Origin of the sequence: Janthinobacterium sp. GW456P, assembly GCF_002127655.1 — a bacterium.
Lineage (GTDB): Bacteria > Pseudomonadota > Gammaproteobacteria > Burkholderiales > Burkholderiaceae_D > Janthinobacterium.
The window spans coordinates 88,278-103,094 of record NZ_NEHB01000009.1 but is presented as its reverse complement, the minus strand read 5'-3'; the positions used below and the strand labels follow the sequence as shown (position 1 = coordinate 103,094).

At 65.3% G+C, this 14,817-nt stretch carries 15 protein-coding genes; 10 read left to right on the top strand and 5 right to left on the bottom strand.

Annotation, left to right across the window (positions count from 1 at the left end; genetic code table 11):
* Nucleotides 1-154: 154 nt before the first annotated feature.
* Complete coding sequence (locus CBW66_RS10565) at nucleotides 155-1,015, bottom strand: ABC transporter substrate-binding protein (protein WP_086138332.1); 861 nt, start codon at nucleotides 1,013-1,015, stop codon at nucleotides 155-157.
* 248 nt (nucleotides 1,016-1,263) lie between these two features.
* Here CBW66_RS10565 and CBW66_RS10560 point away from each other — a divergent pair, with 248 nt between their 5' ends.
* Nucleotides 1,264-1,527, top strand: a complete 264-nt coding sequence (locus CBW66_RS10560) for a heavy-metal-associated domain-containing protein (RefSeq protein WP_086138331.1) — start codon at nucleotides 1,264-1,266, stop codon at nucleotides 1,525-1,527.
* Between the two features lie 25 nt (nucleotides 1,528-1,552).
* Here the strand turns inward: CBW66_RS10560 and CBW66_RS10555 are convergent, their stop codons facing one another.
* The 3 genes from CBW66_RS10555 to CBW66_RS10545 are packed head-to-tail and all read right to left on the bottom strand — an operon-like array spanning nucleotide 1,553 to nucleotide 4,040.
* Nucleotides 1,553-2,080 carry an SCP2 domain-containing protein gene (locus CBW66_RS10555; RefSeq protein WP_086138330.1) on the bottom strand — a complete coding sequence of 176 codons (528 nt, stop codon included), beginning with the start codon at nucleotides 2,078-2,080 and terminating at the stop codon, nucleotides 1,553-1,555.
* A gap of 19 nt (nucleotides 2,081-2,099) precedes the next feature.
* Nucleotides 2,100-2,996, bottom strand: coding sequence for a U32 family peptidase (locus CBW66_RS10550; protein WP_086138395.1), 897 nt, complete (start codon nucleotides 2,994-2,996; stop codon nucleotides 2,100-2,102).
* 9 nt (nucleotides 2,997-3,005) lie between these two features.
* The gene (locus CBW66_RS10545) at nucleotides 3,006-4,040 is read right to left on the bottom strand and encodes a peptidase U32 family protein (protein ID WP_086138394.1); all 1,035 of its coding nucleotides are present in this window, start codon (nucleotides 4,038-4,040) and stop codon (nucleotides 3,006-3,008) included.
* An 87-nt stretch (nucleotides 4,041-4,127) separates the two neighbouring features.
* Between CBW66_RS10545 and CBW66_RS10540 the strand changes: the two genes are divergently transcribed.
* From CBW66_RS10540 to CBW66_RS10510, 7 genes are all read left to right on the top strand, one after another.
* Nucleotides 4,128-4,616 carry a hypothetical protein gene (locus CBW66_RS10540; RefSeq protein ID WP_139841660.1) on the top strand — a complete coding sequence of 163 codons (489 nt, stop codon included), beginning with the start codon at nucleotides 4,128-4,130 and terminating at the stop codon, nucleotides 4,614-4,616.
* 125 nt (nucleotides 4,617-4,741) lie between these two features.
* Nucleotides 4,742-6,490 (top strand): ribonucleoside triphosphate reductase, encoded by a 1,749-nt coding sequence (locus CBW66_RS10535; protein ID WP_086138328.1) that lies wholly within the window; start codon nucleotides 4,742-4,744, stop codon nucleotides 6,488-6,490.
* Nucleotides 6,487-6,684, top strand: a complete 198-nt coding sequence (gene nrdD, locus CBW66_RS10530; RefSeq protein WP_086138327.1) for an anaerobic ribonucleoside-triphosphate reductase — start codon at nucleotides 6,487-6,489, stop codon at nucleotides 6,682-6,684. Before CBW66_RS10535 ends, nrdD begins: the two co-directional genes overlap by 4 nt.
* The gene (locus tag CBW66_RS10525; protein WP_086138326.1) at nucleotides 6,677-7,381 is read left to right on the top strand and encodes an anaerobic ribonucleoside-triphosphate reductase activating protein; all 705 of its coding nucleotides are present in this window, start codon (nucleotides 6,677-6,679) and stop codon (nucleotides 7,379-7,381) included. Before nrdD ends, CBW66_RS10525 begins: the two co-directional genes overlap by 8 nt.
* Nucleotides 7,382-7,529: 148 nt before the next feature.
* Nucleotides 7,530-11,585 carry a Pls/PosA family non-ribosomal peptide synthetase gene (locus CBW66_RS10520; protein ID WP_086138325.1) on the top strand — a complete coding sequence of 1,352 codons (4,056 nt, stop codon included), beginning with the start codon at nucleotides 7,530-7,532 and terminating at the stop codon, nucleotides 11,583-11,585.
* 21 nt (nucleotides 11,586-11,606) lie between these two features.
* On the top strand, nucleotides 11,607-12,122 hold the full coding sequence (locus CBW66_RS10515) for a 4'-phosphopantetheinyl transferase superfamily protein (RefSeq protein WP_170932857.1): 516 nt from the start codon (nucleotides 11,607-11,609) through the stop codon (nucleotides 12,120-12,122).
* Nucleotides 12,123-12,321: 199 nt separating this feature from the next.
* The gene (locus CBW66_RS10510) at nucleotides 12,322-13,227 is read left to right on the top strand and encodes a LysR family transcriptional regulator (protein WP_086138323.1); all 906 of its coding nucleotides are present in this window, start codon (nucleotides 12,322-12,324) and stop codon (nucleotides 13,225-13,227) included.
* Here the strand turns inward: CBW66_RS10510 and CBW66_RS10505 are convergent.
* A complete protein-coding gene (locus CBW66_RS10505) occupies nucleotides 13,224-13,901 on the bottom strand; it encodes a phosphoribosylanthranilate isomerase (RefSeq protein WP_086138322.1) in 678 nt (225 codons plus the stop codon). The two genes, CBW66_RS10510 and CBW66_RS10505, sit on opposite strands and share 4 nt — an antisense overlap.
* Before the next feature lie 127 nt (nucleotides 13,902-14,028).
* Here CBW66_RS10505 and CBW66_RS10500 point away from each other — a divergent pair, with 127 nt between their 5' ends.
* Together CBW66_RS10500 and CBW66_RS10495 are read left to right on the top strand one after the other, a co-directional pair.
* A complete protein-coding gene (locus CBW66_RS10500) occupies nucleotides 14,029-14,256 on the top strand; it encodes a hypothetical protein (protein ID WP_086138321.1) in 228 nt (75 codons plus the stop codon).
* 74 nt (nucleotides 14,257-14,330) lie between these two features.
* On the top strand, nucleotides 14,331-14,735 hold the full coding sequence (locus tag CBW66_RS10495) for a hypothetical protein (protein ID WP_086138320.1): 405 nt from the start codon (nucleotides 14,331-14,333) through the stop codon (nucleotides 14,733-14,735).
* The last annotated feature ends 82 nt before the right edge of the window (nucleotides 14,736-14,817 follow it).

The following is a 14,817-nucleotide window of genomic DNA, read 5'->3' as shown; positions in this document are numbered from 1 at the left end:
GTGCTGGGAAAAAACTGCAAAATGTTGCAACTTGGAATTATGTTCGGCGAAAATTTTATTAGTGTCAACAGGTGTTCTGTTGAACTCGTCTTGCGATTCATCAAACATCCTGCGCACGATTGAAGCGGTTGTTTGACACTGATCAATAAAACTATTAGTAATGTTTTGGACGATACCAAAGTGCCTTGCGCGCCAGCGGCGTCTCTTCCGGCAGGTCCGGATTGGCCAGCTCCAGCACGTACCGACGGGACAGCTTCAGGCCCTCGGCCAGACGGCCGAAATGGCGCTCGAACAGCTGCGTGAAACTGCCATCGGCCAGCATGGTTTCCAATCCCGTTTCAATGTGGCGCGCCAGTTCCGGCCGGTGCTTGCCGACAAAAAAATACAGCGCGGCCGGGTAGCGGATGACCAGGTGGACATCGAGCGCCAGCGGCAATGACGCATGGCTGGCCAGCTCGCTTTGCGCTTCGATCACGGAGCGGGGAAAGTAATCGATGCGCCCCGCCGCCAGTTGCTGGAACAGGCCTTCGTAGGTGCTCGAGGTATCGAGGCGCAGGCCGTTCGCCTGCAGGATGGCGCAGTCGGGCCAGTCGCGCATCTGGCCGGCAGACAGCCGCGCCAGGGCGGCGATGCTGCGCACGCCCCGCAGCAGCTGCGGCTGGCGGGCGTGGATCAGGGCCACGCGCCAGCCGATCAGGCCGCGGTCGATGGGGATGCGCACCGGCAGCAATTGCGTTTCGCGCGCGCGGCTCGTCATGGCCCAGACGACGTCGACGCTGCCCGACGCCATGGCGATTTCCTGCATGGCGCGCGTCTGCACCATGCGCAGTTCGGAGCGGCGCAAGGCATAGGCCTGGCCCGAACGGGCCAGCGCCTGTTGCAGCAAGGCCGTCACATAGCCTTGCTGCGGATCGTCGAGTGCCTGGTGGCGCGGATACACGAGCGGCAGCGGCGTGCCGGCGGCGGCGCCCAACGGCCACAGGGCCGCAAGCTTGAGCAGGTGGCGGCGCTGCATGGCCCCTCCTTTCCAGCGCTTTTATCAGCGTTCTTATCAGAATGACAGTATCACGCAGCAGAGCACGCTTGTCGACTGGATTACGGAAACTGTGTACAAAACAACAGCTATTCAGGCCTAAGTGGAGGGGGGCAAATTAATCCAGATCAATAAAAGCGTAAATAGAAAATAAATCTTGCGTGCTGCTCTGGACGGCATGCGCGCCCCTCGCCTACGCTGTTTTTTTATCTGAAAAACAAGAGGACCACATGCAGACAGCGCGCTTGAATATTATTGGAATGGATCACGAAGGCTGCGCCGACAGATTGACGGGCGCACTTGAGGCGGTCACGGGCGTGGCCACCGTCTGCGTCTCGCTGGCGCGCCACGGCGCCACGGTGCAATTCGACGAACGCCTGGCCACGCAGGAACGTTTGCTGGCCGCCGTCAACGACGCCGGCTTCATGGGCGAGGCGTCCAACGAAGAACAACTGCCCTCATGCAGCGGCGCCTGCGGCCACTGCCGCCACTGAGCGCCTGCCGCCTCCCCTTTTCCGCTCAGCCTCCCCGCGCGCCCCGGTCGCGCAAATGCGCCAGCACGCGGCGCGGTCCCAGCGACTGCAGGTCGAACGGCGGCAATTCGATGGCGTCGAGCGTGTTCTTGAACAGCAAGCCCAGCTCCGTATCGCCTTCCAGGCTCAAACGGCGGCTGAAGAACAGGGTGTCCGGATCTTCCTGGCGCCGCGCCAGCAGCATCAAGTCATGCACACTGGCGGCGATGCACAGGTCCGGCACGTCGACATAGCGTTCGGCCACAAACACTGTGCCCTGCCACTCGAAATCGAAGGCGATACCCGCGTCCAGCAGGCGCAAGCGCAGGCTGCGCCCCTCCAGACTGCAGCGCACGTCGTCGGGCAATTGCGGCGCCAGCAGGCGGTTCAAGCCTTGCACGAACAGCCAGGAGGCGGGATACGGCGGCAGCTTGGACAGCAATTCGGCCAGCGGTTCGGGCAGCCGGTACGACACGGCGGGCTTGCTCATGGGAGGCTTGGCCGGCACGGGCAATCTTTCCAGTTGATCTTGCATGTTCTTCCTTTCGATGCGTTCAATGGGCGGCGTGCTGTTCCATGCCGGGCTGGCCGTGCCAATAGCCGTCGCAGGCGCCGGCCGGCTGGCAGGCCGCCAGCTGAGCCTGGGCGCCGATGCCGCTGACCTGCCCTCGGCGGGCGCGGTCGAAGATGGCGATCACCTGTTCCGTATGCATGGCCTGCGGACTGATGCGCGCTACCGACACGCCCATGTCGCGCATGGCGTCGAGTTCGCGCACCAGGTTGTAGACAAGCGCCGACTGCGTCTGCGTGCCATTCAGTACGAGGAAGGGCACTTCGTCGCGCGTGCGCAGCAGCAGGCCGTCCGGCTCTTCCAGGCAGCTGTAGCCGCAATCGTCCTTCGGCAGGTTGCGGTTGCGCGCCGTAAAGCAGCGCGCGGAAAACGCCAGCGGCATGCGGCCGTAGGCGAACACTTCCGTCTCCAGCCCTTCCGGTTTCTGGCGCTGCATCTCGGCCAGCGCCGTCTGCCCCATTTCCAGCGGCATCACCCAGCGCCGCGCGCCCATGCGCGCCAGCAATTGCAGGCTGGGACCATTGAACAGGTTCAAATGGGGACCGGCGACGAAGGACGCGCCCTTTTCCATACAGTGCACGGCGCCCATGTCGTTGGCCTCGACGCCGTAGCGGCCATTGCCCGTGATGCGGCGCAGAGTCGCCAGTTCGGCGCCCGCCTCGATCAGCGCCTGCGTCGACAGCACCACTTCCTTGCCGGCGGCGGCCAGCATGTCGGCGATATCGAGCCAGTCGGCCAGGCGCAGCTCATGCCGGCGCGAGCAGACGGTTTCGCCCAGATACACGATATCGACGGCGGTGCCGGCGATCTGCTGGTAAAACTCGAAGACGGTGGCGCGCGGCCAATAGTAGAGCAAAGGGCCCAAAGAGAGTTTTAACATGTTCATCCTTTATTTCCAGGAGCGGTGGTAGGCGCCGAGTGTGTGCTGCTGCCCTTCGGCCAGCTTGTCCATGGCCGCCATCCAGCCCGGCTTGACGGCGTAGCGCGTATTGCCTTCGCGGCAGGCGTCGATCGCTTCGCGCCACACGCGCGTCACCTGCGCCACATACGCGGGACTGCGCTGGCGTCCTTCGATCTTCACGGCGCGCACGCCCATGGCGATCAGCTGCGGCAGCAGCGCCAGCGTGTTCAGGCTGGCCGGCTCTTCGATGGCGTAATACTCTTCGTCGTTGACTTCGAAACGCCCCTTGCACAGGGTTGGATAGCTGGCGTTTTCGCCCGGTGCGTAGCGGTCGATCAGCACGCCGTTCAGGCGCGATTCCAGGCCGTTCGGCGTTTCCAGCCAGCGCACGGATTTCGCCGGCGAGCACACGCCATGCGTGTTCGGCGCCTCGCCCGTCGCATACGAGGACAGCGCGCAGCGCCCTTCGACCATCACGCACAGGCTGCCGAAGCCGAAGACCTCGATCTCGACGTCCGTCTTGGCGATCAGTTGCTCGACCTGCGCCATCGACAGCACGCGCGGCAGCACGGCGCGGGCGATGCCGAAGTGTTCCTGGTAAAAATTGATCGCTTCGTAATTGGTGGCCGAGCCTTGCACGGACAGGTGCAGGCGCAGCTGCGGGTGATGCTCACTTGCATACGCCATCAGGCCCGGATCGGCCACGATCATGGCGTCGATGCCCGCCTCGGCGGCGCGGTCGATGGCGCTGCGCCACACGGCCCAGTTGTGCGGCTGCGGATAGGTATTCAGCGCCAGCAGCACCTTGCGTCCATATTGGTGGGCGTAGCGCACGCCCTCGGCGATAGCCTTTTCATCGAAATTGAGGCCGGCGAAATTGCGCGCATTGGTGGCATCGCGAAAACCCAGGTACACGGTGTCGGCGCCATTGTCGACGGCCGCTTTCAGGGCGGGCAGGCTGCCGGCGGGGCAGACCAGTTCCAGCGGTCCGGCCACGCGAGTGGCGGTGGTTGATTCAAGCATCATGGTGTTCACAGTCCTGTATCGGCTCAGGGTGCAGACTATAGCCCCGCCCATGCCGCCCAGTCCTTGACGCAGGTGAAGGAATGCATGCATGGCTGGCGCGCGTTCGACTTGCTTGACCTGGCTGTAAAATGCCCCACTTTTCTTCCTCTCCGATTGCCCGCCATGCCCCGCAAACCGCTGCTGATTTTCCTGCTCACCCTGTTCCTCACCGTGCTGCAAGTGCAGTGGGCCGCACCCGCCGACGGCTACGACGCCGAGGCGCTGTCGCTGCTGTCGCCCGAGGTGCTGGGCGCGTATCCGGGCGTGCTGCTGCTGTTCCTGCAAGCCGTCTTCGCCCGCCGCGCCATGCCCGTGGCGCGCCAGGCCGCCCTCTGCACGGGCCTGCTGGCCGTCTACTGGCTGCTGGCGAACTACGTCACGTTCGACGTGCGCGTGGCCAGCTGGAGCACGTTTTCGCCGCTGGAAATCTGGATGCACGTGCTGCCCGCCTCGGTCATCAGCATCGCCGTCTGCGGCGCCGCCTATTTCGGCGTGAGCTGCTTCATCCTGCGCCAGGGCAGCGCCAGGAAGTAAGCGCGGCGGCGCTTTTTTCACCTGCGTCAAGGATTCGTCACGCAACTGCACGCGGCCTTTGACGCCACTATATTTAGTGATTAATCTCCATGAAAACACCGCATGTTGTGTTTATTGGAGGTTTCATGACGACAAATGCAGTTCCATCCACGCGCGGCCAGGTCGACGTCGCCGCGTCCATCAATGAATACCTGGAGCGACGCGACTGGCGAGTCAACGCCAACGCCAACCAGGGCTACTCGCTGGGCGGCCTGATACTCAACGTGTCGGGCAAGGTCATCGCCAACTACTGGCTGGACCAGGTGTATCCGCCGGAAGTGGGCGCGGCGCACCGCGAGGCGGCGCTGCACATCCACGACCTCGACATGCTGGCCGGCTATTGCGCCGGCTGGTCGCTGCGCACCCTGCTGCACGAAGGCTTGAACGGCGTGCCGGGCAAGATCGAGTCAAGTCCGCCCAAGCACATGTCGAGCGCCATCGGCCAGATCGTCAACTTCCTCGGCACCCTGCAGAACGAGTGGGCCGGCGCGCAGGCGTTCAGCTCCTTCGACACCTATATGGCGCCCTATATCCGCAAGGACGGCCTGCGCTACGAAGACGTACGCCAGTACATGCAGGAGCTGATCTTCAACCTCAACGTGCCGTCGCGCTGGGGCACGCAGACGCCATTCACCAACCTGACCTTCGACTGGGTCTGTCCGGACGACCTGCGCGAGCAGATTCCCGTCATCGCCGGCCAGGAAATGGACTTCAGCTACGGCGAGCTGCAGGCGGAAATGGACATGATCAACCGCGCCTACATCGAAATCATGATGGCGGGCGACGCCAAGGGACGCGTGTTTACCTTCCCCATCCCGACCTATAACATCACCGAGGATTTCGACTGGCACAGCGAGAACGCCGAACGCCTGTTCGAGATGACGGCCCGCTACGGCCTGCCCTACTTCCAGAATTTCATCAATTCGGAACTCAAGCCGAACATGATACGCTCCATGTGCTGCCGATTGCAGCTGGACCTGCGCGAACTGCTGAAAAGGGGCAATGGCCTGTTCGGTTCCGCCGAGCAGACGGGCTCCCTGGGCGTGGTGACCGTCAATTGCGCGCGCCTTGGCCACCTGTGGCGCGGCGACGAAGCGGCCTTGATGGCGGACCTGGACCGCCTGCTGGAACTGGGCAAGACCAGCCTGGAAATCAAGCGCCGCACCATCGAGGAACTGATGCAGCAAGGGCTGTTCCCGTATACGAAACGCTACCTGGGCACCTTGCGCAACCACTTTTCCACCCTGGGCGTGAACGGCATCAACGAGATGATCCGCAATTTCAGCGGCGACGCCTGGGACATCACGGCGCCGCAAGGCCATGCGCTGGCGATCCGCCTGCTCGACCACGTGCGCGCCCGCATGGTGCAGTTCCAGGAAGAGACGGGCCATATGTACAACCTGGAAGCGACGCCGGCCGAAGGCACGACGTACCGCTTCGCGCGCGAAGACCGCAAGCGCTATCCCGCCATCCTGCAGGCCGGCACTGTCGACAACCCGTATTACACGAATTCGTCGCAGCTGCCCGTCGGCCATACGGACGACCCGTTCGAGGCGCTGGAATTGCAGGACGCGCTGCAGCGCAAGTACACGGGCGGCACGGTGCTGCACCTGTACATGACGGAAGCGCTGTCCGACGCCAACGCCTGCCGCGAACTGGTGAAACGCGCACTGAGCCGCTTCTCGCTGCCCTACATCACCATCACGCCCACGTTTTCCATCTGCCCGCGCCACGGCTACCTGGCCGGCAAACATGAATTTTGCCCCACCTGCGACGCGGAACTGATCGCCCGCAAGCAGGCCCAACCTGTTCCATCACTGGAGGAAACACCATGAACGCACGTCCCGACTTCACGCCCGCCATCACCCTGCTCGATTCCGAACGCCAGCGCTGCGAAATCTGGACGCGCGTGATGGGCTACCACCGCCCCGTCGCCTCGTTCAACATCGGCAAGCAGGGCGAATTCCACGAACGCCAGTATTTTACGGAAGCGGGCGCCCGGCTTGGCCAGCCAGCCTGCCATGGCTGAGTTGAAAGTGGGCGGCCTGACGCCCTTTTCCGCCACCGACTACCCAGGCAAGCTGGCGGCCGTGGTGTTCGTGCAGGGCTGCCCCTGGCGTTGCGGCTATTGCCACAATCCGCACCTGCAGGCGCGCACGCCCGAAGGCGCCATGCCGTGGCAGGACGTCTTGAGCTGGCTGCGGCGCCGCGTGGGCCTGGTCGACGCCGTCGTCTTCAGTGGCGGCGAGGCGTGCATGGACCCGGCGCTGGCGCGCGCCATGCTCGATGTGAAGGCGCTGGGTTTCGGCATCGGCCTGCACACGGCCTGCATCTATCCGCAGCGCCTGCAGGAAGTGCTGCCTCTCGTCGACTGGGTCGGCTTCGACATCAAGGCGCCGTTTGCCGACTATCGACATGTGACCCGCGTGGCCGGCAGCGGCGACCCGGCGCGCGCCTGCCTGGACGCCATCCTCGCCAGCGGCGTCGCCTACGAATGCCGCACCACCACCCACCCGGACCTGCTGCCGGACGAACAGTTGCTGGCCCTGGCCGCCACCCTGGCCACCAAGGGCGTCGACAACTACGTGCTGCAGCAGTTCCGCGCCGAAGGCTGCCTGGACGCGGCGCTGTCCGGCCGCCCCCTGCACGGCTATCCATCGGCGCATATTCTGCGGCAAATTGACGCCATGTTTCCCCGTTTTACATTCCGTAATCATGGCAATTGATCCTGCAAGCACATAATTTCGGAAAGCTCCGCAAAATTCCCCGTTCTGCAACGCTGAAATGTCTTGCGTGCTGTAATGTATCAACTGTGCCGCGCACCACGCGCCGCCCCTTAGATTCCTCCTACAGCACTACAGATAAGCGTCATCCATGAACGATTTCACCGCAGTCAGCCCAGGCACCCCTTCCACCCACGCCGACATCCTGTACGGCCCGCCGCGACCGGATCTGCTGCGCGAGGAAGTGCTGGCTGACCTGCTGGAAGCGACGGCCCGCCGCTGCCCGCAGCAAATCGCCCTGATCGATGGCGCGCGCCGCATCACCTATGCCGAACTCGATGCGCAGGCGGGCCTGGCGGCCTCGCGCCTGGTGGCGGCCGGCGTCAAGCCGGGCGACATCGTGGGCCTGTGGCTGCCGCGCGGCGCGCATCTGCTGCTGATGCAGGCGGCGATTGCCAAGGCGGGCGCCGCCTGGCTGCCCGTCGATGAAGACACGCCCGTCGAGCGCCTGCAGGTGTGCCTCGATGACGCCCATGGCGCGGGCGTCGTCAGCTGCGCGCAATTCGCGCCGCGCCTGGCGGACGCCGGACTTGGCCGCCCCGTGTGGATGGCCGAAAGCCTGCTGGCCCCCGCCGCGCCAGGCGAAGTGCTGCCCGCGCGCGGCGAAGTTAGGCCCGAACACCCGGCCTATGTGATCTACACGTCCGGCTCCACGGGCAAGCCCAAGGGCATACTGATCAATCAGCGCAGCATCTGCCACTTCCTGCGCAGCGAAAACGCCGTGCTGGAAGTGATGCAAAGCGACACCGTCTACCAGGGATTTTCCGTCGCCTTCGACATGTCGTTCGAGGAAATCTGGATCGCCTACCTGGTGGGGGCCACCCTGTGGCTGGGACCGAAGGAAATCTCGGGCGACCCGGAAGCCTTGCCGCGCGCGCTGGCCGAGAACAAGGTCACCGTGCTCCACGCCGTGCCGACCCTGCTGGCCCTGTTCGCCGAGGAAGTGCCGAGCCTGCGCCTGATCAATCTGGGCGGCGAGATGTGCCCCGAGTCCCTGGTCGAGCGCTGGTCGCGCCCGGGCCGCGCCATGTTCAATACCTACGGCCCCACGGAAGCCACCGTCTCGTGCAGCCTGGCGCGGCTGCGGCCCGGCGAGCCCGTCACCATCGGCACGCCGCTGCCCAATTACGGCCTGCTGGTGCTGCAAGTGGCCGAAGCGGGAGAAAACCGTCCCCTGGCCCTGCTGCCGCGCGGCGAAACGGGAGAATTGTGCATCATCGGCCCCGGCCTGGCCGAGGGCTACCTGGGCCGCCCCGACCTGACGCTGGAAAAATTCCTGCCCAATCCCTGGAGCACGGGTCCCGATGATGCGCGCCTGTACCGCACAGGCGACCTGGCACGTATCGATGCCGACGGCCAGGTGCTGTGCCTGGGCCGCGCCGACGACCAGGTGAAGATACGCGGCTTCCGCGTGGAGCTGGGCGAGATCGAAGCCGTGCTGGCGCAGCAGCCGGGCGTGGGCACGGTGGCCGTCCTGCTGCGCAAGGATGACGGCATCGACCAGCTGGTGGCCTACATCGTCGGCAGCGACGAGGCGCCCGCCGACGCGCTGGCGGCAAAAACCCTGCGCGCGGCCCTGAACCTGCATTTGCCGCCCTACATGGTGCCGGGCCGCTTTGAATTGCTGCCGCTGATGCCGCGCCTGACCTCGGGCAAGATCGACAGGAAGGCCTTGAAGGCCATGCCGCTGTCCGCCCCGCCGGCCGGCGAAGCGGGTGTATCGGACGTGCCGGAAACGCCGGCCGAGGCGGCCCTGTTCGCGGCGCTGGCGAAGCTGTTTCCCGGCCAGCCCATCCTGCGCCAGCTGGACTTTTTCAGCGATCTCGGTGGCCATTCCTTCCTGGCCGCCCGCCTGGCGTCAAGCCTGCGCGCCGACCCGGCCTATGCCCACATGACGGTACGCGACATTTACCAGAACCGGCAAATCGGCAAGATCGCCGCCGTCCTGAACGAGGCGCCCGCGCTGGCCACGCCGGAAGCGGATTGGACGCCGCCATCGACCTGGAAGCGCTGGGTCTGCGGCGCGGCCCAGGCGGCGGCCGTGCCGGGCCTCGTCACCCTGCGCATGGCGCAGTGGATGGCGCCGTTCTTCACCTACCACTTCTTCACGGGCGACGCGGGCGACACCGTGCCGCGCGCCATCGCCGCCTCGATCGGCGTGTTTTTACTCGCGACCCTGGCCGAATTTGCCATTGCGATCGCCGGCAAGTGGCTGATCGCAGGCCGTTTGAAGCCGGGCAGCTATCCGCTGTGGGGCGTCACGTATTACCGCTGGTGGCTGGCCGACCGACTGGTCGAATCGGCGCCCGCGTATCTGCTCAGCGGCTCGTCCCTGAACAGCTGGTGGCTGCGTGCGCTGGGCGCGAAAGTGGGCAAGGAAGTGGTCATCGGCTCGATGACCCTGCGCGCGCCCGACCTGCTGGCCATCGGCGACAACGTCAGCGTGGGCAATGCCGTCAACTTTGAAAATGCCAGGGTGGAACGGGGACGTTTGCTGCTGGGCCAGATCAGCATCGGCGACGATGCCTGCATCAGCTCTTACGCGATTTTGGAAGGCAATACCGCAGTGGGCGCGTTTGGCCACCTGGAAGGGCAGTCGGCGCTGGCCGACGGCGCCTCGGTGCCGGCCGGCAGGGTCTGGACCGGTTCGCCCGCGCGCGATGTCAAAGCGTTTGACGTGGCCAGCCATCCGCCGCGCCCCGCCGTCTCGCGCCTGCGCCTGACGGGCGAAACCGTGTTCTTCTGCTTCGGCATGGTCCTCATCGCCGTGCTGTTCTTCATGCCAGTCTTCCCTACTTTTGTCCTGATCGACTGGTTCGACGAGCGTGAAATGATGCCGTGGTTGCAGGGGCGCGACGTGACGACCCAGCTGGCCCGCTACTTCCTGCTGGCCTTTCCCGCCAGCGCCGTGCTGATCGTGCTCACGGCCCTGCTGTCGGCCGCCATCCGCTGGGGTGCGCTGCCGCGCCTGAAGCCGGGCAGCTCGCCCGTGCACAGCAATATCTATTGCGCCAAGTGGCTGGTCAGCCATATCCAGGAATCGAGCCTGAACGTCCTGCACGGCATCTACGCCACCGTGTACGCGCCGTACTGGTACCGCCTGCTGGGCGCCAAGGTCGGCAAGGGCGCCGAGATTTCCACGGCCCTGGGCGTCGTGCCCGACATGCTAACCCTGGGCGACGACACCTTCATCGCCGATGCCGTCATGCTGGGCGACGAGCAGATCGACGGCGGCTGGATGACCATGCGCCCCACCGTCGTCTCGCATCGCAGCTTTGTCGGCAACGGCAGCTACATCCCCGATGGCACCGTGCTGCCCGAGCACGTGCTGATCGGCGTGCACACGCATGCGCCGCGCAATGAACAGATGCACAGCGGCGATACCTGGCTCGGTTCCCCGCCCATGCATTTGCCCGCGCGCGAACAGGTCAGCGGCTTTGCCGAACACCTGACGTTCAAGCCATCCGTGCTGCGCCGCCTGGGCCGCAGCCTGATCGAAGCGTTCCGCATCGTCGCGCCGCACGCGGTGGTGATCGCCGTCGGCTACACGCTGGTGCTGGACGTGATGCCGATCGCGGGCGCCGGGCGCTGGGGCGAAGTGGTGGGCGACCTGGCCATCGCCGGCCTGGCCTACGGCATCGGCAATTTCCTCGTGGTGGTGCTGTTCAAATGGCTGCTGCTGGGACGCTACCGCAAGCATGCGGCGCCCATGTGGACGCCGTTCGTGTGGATTTCGGAAGGCGTGACCAACCTGTACGAAGGCATCGCCGTGCCCAACTTCATGCGCTACCTGCGCGGCACGCCTTGGCTGCCGCTGGCCTTCCGCCTGTTCGGCTGCAAGATCGGCCGCGGCGTCTACATGGACACGACGGACATCACGGAATTCGACTGCGTGCACATCGGCGACTATAGCGAACTCAATGCGTTGACCTGCCCGCAAACGCATCTGTTCGAAGACCGCGTGATGAAGATCGACCACGTCGAGATCGGCCAGCGCGTCTACATGGGCCCGCGCAGCTCCGTGCTGTACAGCGCCAAGGTGGGCGACAACGCGCGCCTGGGACCGTTGACCCTGGTGATGAAGGGCGAGCACATCCCCGCCGGCAGCAACTGGGCGGGCTGCCCGGCCGCGCCTTTGCGTAGCTGATTGCGGCTGATGGAGTTTACGGTGCTCTTGTCAAGAGACGGCGTGCTGGCGATCGGCATCGCTGCCGTCCTGCCCCGCGCCGTGGCGCGCCAGCGCATCCGCGCCGCCGTGCGCGAGGCGGCGGCGCAGTGGCTCGAGCTGAACATCGAGGCGATTACAGTGGAGTCGACGCCGGGCACCCCTCCCCGTTTGCTGCTGGCTGGACGCACAGTTGGCCTGTCGTTCAGCCATGACGAGGGACTGTCGCTGGCCGCCATCGGCCTGCATGGTCCCGTCGGCATCGACGTGATGCGCGTGCAGGACATCCCCGACTGGGAACAGGTGGCGCGCGATTACCTGGGGCCGCGGGTGGCGCAGCAGCTGGCCTCCTTGCCCGATCCAGAGCGTCCTTGCGCCCTGGCGCAGGCGTGGACGGCGCGCGAGGCGGCGCTCAAGTGCGCGGGCCGGCAGCTGGCCGAATGGGACGGCGTGGCGCCGGCTTGCCGGCTGCAAGCCGTGCACTTGCCGGCGCCGTATGTGGCAACCCTCGCATACTAATCCTCCTTGCCCTCGGCCGCGCCGCCGATCTGGACGAAAATCAGTTTTACGATAATACTGACGAGCAATCCCAGCACCCCGATCAATTCCAGCATGGTCTTTCCTTCGCAATGACAGCGGACCAATGCACTGTAGCGCGAACGCCGGGGCCAAGGCCAATATCAAATCAGGCAGTCTCCGATCTCGAAAAGGCATACGATTGATTTCTCTCAAACAATTCAAGTACTTTGTCGAAGTCGTCGATGCGGGCAGCTACTCGCGCGCGGCGGAAAAGTTATATATCGCGCAGTCGGCCCTGAGCCGACAAATCAAGGAGCTCGAAGGCGAGGTGCAGGCGCTGCTGCTCACGCGCGACGCGCGCCATATCGAACTCACACCCGCGGGACAGCTGTTTTATGAACGCGCCAGGCGCATCCTCGACGACATCGAGGAAACCGTGCGCCAGACGCGCCACGTGGGCCAAGGCGCGCAAGGCATCATCCGCCTGCTGCATTCGAGCTCCGTCACCCTCACGCCCGCCATCGGCGCCGTGCTGAACCGCCTGCTGGCGCAGTTCCCCGGCGTTACGCTCGACGTGTCAAAAGGCTCGTCGGAAAACCAGGCCGCCGATATCGAGGAAGGCCGCGCCGACCTGGGCCTGGTGCGCCTGCCCACCCTGCGCAAGCACGCCAACATCGTCGTGCGCGAACTGTTTGCGGAAAAGCTGGTGGTGGCCGTGTCGGCGCAGTCTCCGCTGGCCGCGCTGGAGCGCACGACGATCGGCGCCCTGCGCGACGAGGCCTTCGTCTCGATCCCGCACAAGGACCGGGGCGGTCTCAGCTACCTGGTGGCGGGCCTGTGCCTGGCGCAGGGTTTCTTCCCGAAGGCGGCGCGCGCCATGTCGCGCAAGACCTCGCAGCTGAACCTGATCGAGGCGAACCTGGGCATCGCCATCGTCCCCGACAGCATGCGCCTGGTGGCGCCGCCCGGCGTGCGTTTTATCGCCCTGCCGGACGAGGAATCGCATTCCGTCGTCGGCCTGATCTCGCCGCGCGCGGCCAGCGGCATGGTGGCCGCGTTTACGGAAGCGTTCGTGCGCGAAATGGGCACACTGCCGGCCGCTTAGCCTTCCGCATACAGCGCCGCATCGACGTCGCGCACGGCCGCCATCAGCAAGGCCAGCTTCATGACATCGAGCTGGCCGTCCGTGCGCACGCGCGAGCACAGGTCGATGCCGTAGGGGCGCACCTGGCGCAGCGCGTCAGCCACGTTGGTGTCGTCCAGCCCCCCTGCCAGGAAGACGGGACGGGGACTGGCGCGCACGAAGCGGGCGCTGACGGACCAGTCATGCGTGCGGCCCGTGCCGCCCAGTTCCGGCACCGCCGCGCCGGGGCGGCCCGAATCTAGCAAAAAGGCGTGCACGTGGGGCGCGTAGGCGGGGATCAGGTTCAGCGCCTCGGGCCCTTCCACGTGGATCACCTGCACGCGCCGCACGTGCGGCAACAGGCGCGCCAGCTGCGCCACTTCGCCCGGGTCGACATGCCCGACGATCTGCACGGTGGACGGCTGCGTGGCGCGCACGTGTTCGGCGATGGCTGCCGCCGTCGTCTCTGACGTCAGCAGGAAGGTCGCCACGGGCGGCGGCGTCCAGGCGGCGATCTGCGCGATGCGCGCGTCGGGAATCGGGCCGGGACCGGACGGCATGGCGGCCACCAGGCCCAGCGCGTCGGCGCCGGCGGCAATCGCCAGTTGCGCTTCGTCGATGGAAGCGATACAGCAGATCTTGATGCGGGTTCTCATGGCCTTGCATGTTCAGTCGGGATGATCAACATTACAACACAGGGTGGCGCGCGCGCCAAGCCACGCGGTCAAGGCCGCGCGCGATTGTGTGCCAGAATGGGGACATTGACCACTGCCCGAGGAATCCATGGCCGACTACAAGAACCCCAGCTACGTGGCCCGCTCCATGCACCCGCGCTTCGATGAACTGACCTCGCCCGGCGAAGCCGTGCCGTATTCGGGCATCTACCGCTGCGACGGCTGCGCGCACGAGATCGTGTCGACGGAAGGCCACGTCATGCCGCCGCAGAACCACCATCAGCACAGCAGCGAACAGGGCCCCATTCTCTGGCGCCTGATCGTCAGCCCGCGCTGATTGACATGCGCCAGGCGGCGGACGATACTTGATTGATCGGGAACTCGCCATTGGAACGTCACTGGAACACCAGCATGCGCATCGTCGATTTTGAAGTCCGCAAGGAGTGCCCGCCGCAGCTGTGCGACTGCGAACGCGAGCGGCTGCTCGACGATCCGCAGGCGGACGTTTCCATCCTGCGCCTGAACCTGACGGAAGAAAAACGCCTGCTGGCGCACATCGAGGGCATCGCCACCTATGCGCAGTTGCAAAAGCTGCAGCGGCTGTTGAAGAGCAACCTGGGCGTGGAATTGCAGATTGCGCCGGGCAGCGGCGAAGTGCGCACCGTGCGCGGCTTCCAGATCCGCCTGCTGGAGCGGCCCGGGCTGTGCCGCAAGACGCGCGCGGCCATTCCCGCCGCCGTACGCCGCTGCCTGGCCGCGCATCCCGAGATCGCGTTTGCGATATTGAATGAAAACGATTTGCTGGGTGGCATGTGAGCCGGGTAGGTCGGATTAGCGGAGCGTAATCCGACACCATTGTTGGCTTCGCAATGTCGGATTACGCGGTTCCCGCTAATCC

Coding starts and splice junctions, on each gene's coding strand:
- CBW66_RS10535 (WP_086138328.1), top strand. CDS start 4,742: ATGACGACAAATGCAGTTCCATCCACGCGCGGCCAGGTCGACGTCGCC.
- nrdD (WP_086138327.1), top strand. CDS start 6,487: ATGAACGCACGTCCCGACTTCACGCCCGCCATCACCCTGCTCGATTCC.
- CBW66_RS10520 (WP_086138325.1), top strand. CDS start 7,530: ATGAACGATTTCACCGCAGTCAGCCCAGGCACCCCTTCCACCCACGCC.
- CBW66_RS10505 (WP_086138322.1), bottom strand. CDS start 13,901: ATGAGAACCCGCATCAAGATCTGCTGTATCGCTTCCATCGACGAAGCG.
- CBW66_RS10560 (WP_086138331.1), top strand. CDS start 1,264: ATGCAGACAGCGCGCTTGAATATTATTGGAATGGATCACGAAGGCTGC.
- CBW66_RS10495 (WP_086138320.1), top strand. CDS start 14,331: ATGCGCATCGTCGATTTTGAAGTCCGCAAGGAGTGCCCGCCGCAGCTG.
- CBW66_RS10540 (WP_139841660.1), top strand. CDS start 4,128: ATGCATGGCTGGCGCGCGTTCGACTTGCTTGACCTGGCTGTAAAATGC.
- CBW66_RS10550 (WP_086138395.1), bottom strand. CDS start 2,996: ATGTTAAAACTCTCTTTGGGCCCTTTGCTCTACTATTGGCCGCGCGCC.
- CBW66_RS10525 (WP_086138326.1), top strand. CDS start 6,677: ATGGCTGAGTTGAAAGTGGGCGGCCTGACGCCCTTTTCCGCCACCGAC.
- CBW66_RS10555 (WP_086138330.1), bottom strand. CDS start 2,080: ATGCAAGATCAACTGGAAAGATTGCCCGTGCCGGCCAAGCCTCCCATG.
- CBW66_RS10545 (WP_086138394.1), bottom strand. CDS start 4,040: ATGCTTGAATCAACCACCGCCACTCGCGTGGCCGGACCGCTGGAACTG.
- CBW66_RS10500 (WP_086138321.1), top strand. CDS start 14,029: ATGGCCGACTACAAGAACCCCAGCTACGTGGCCCGCTCCATGCACCCG.
- CBW66_RS10565 (WP_086138332.1), bottom strand. CDS start 1,015: ATGCAGCGCCGCCACCTGCTCAAGCTTGCGGCCCTGTGGCCGTTGGGC.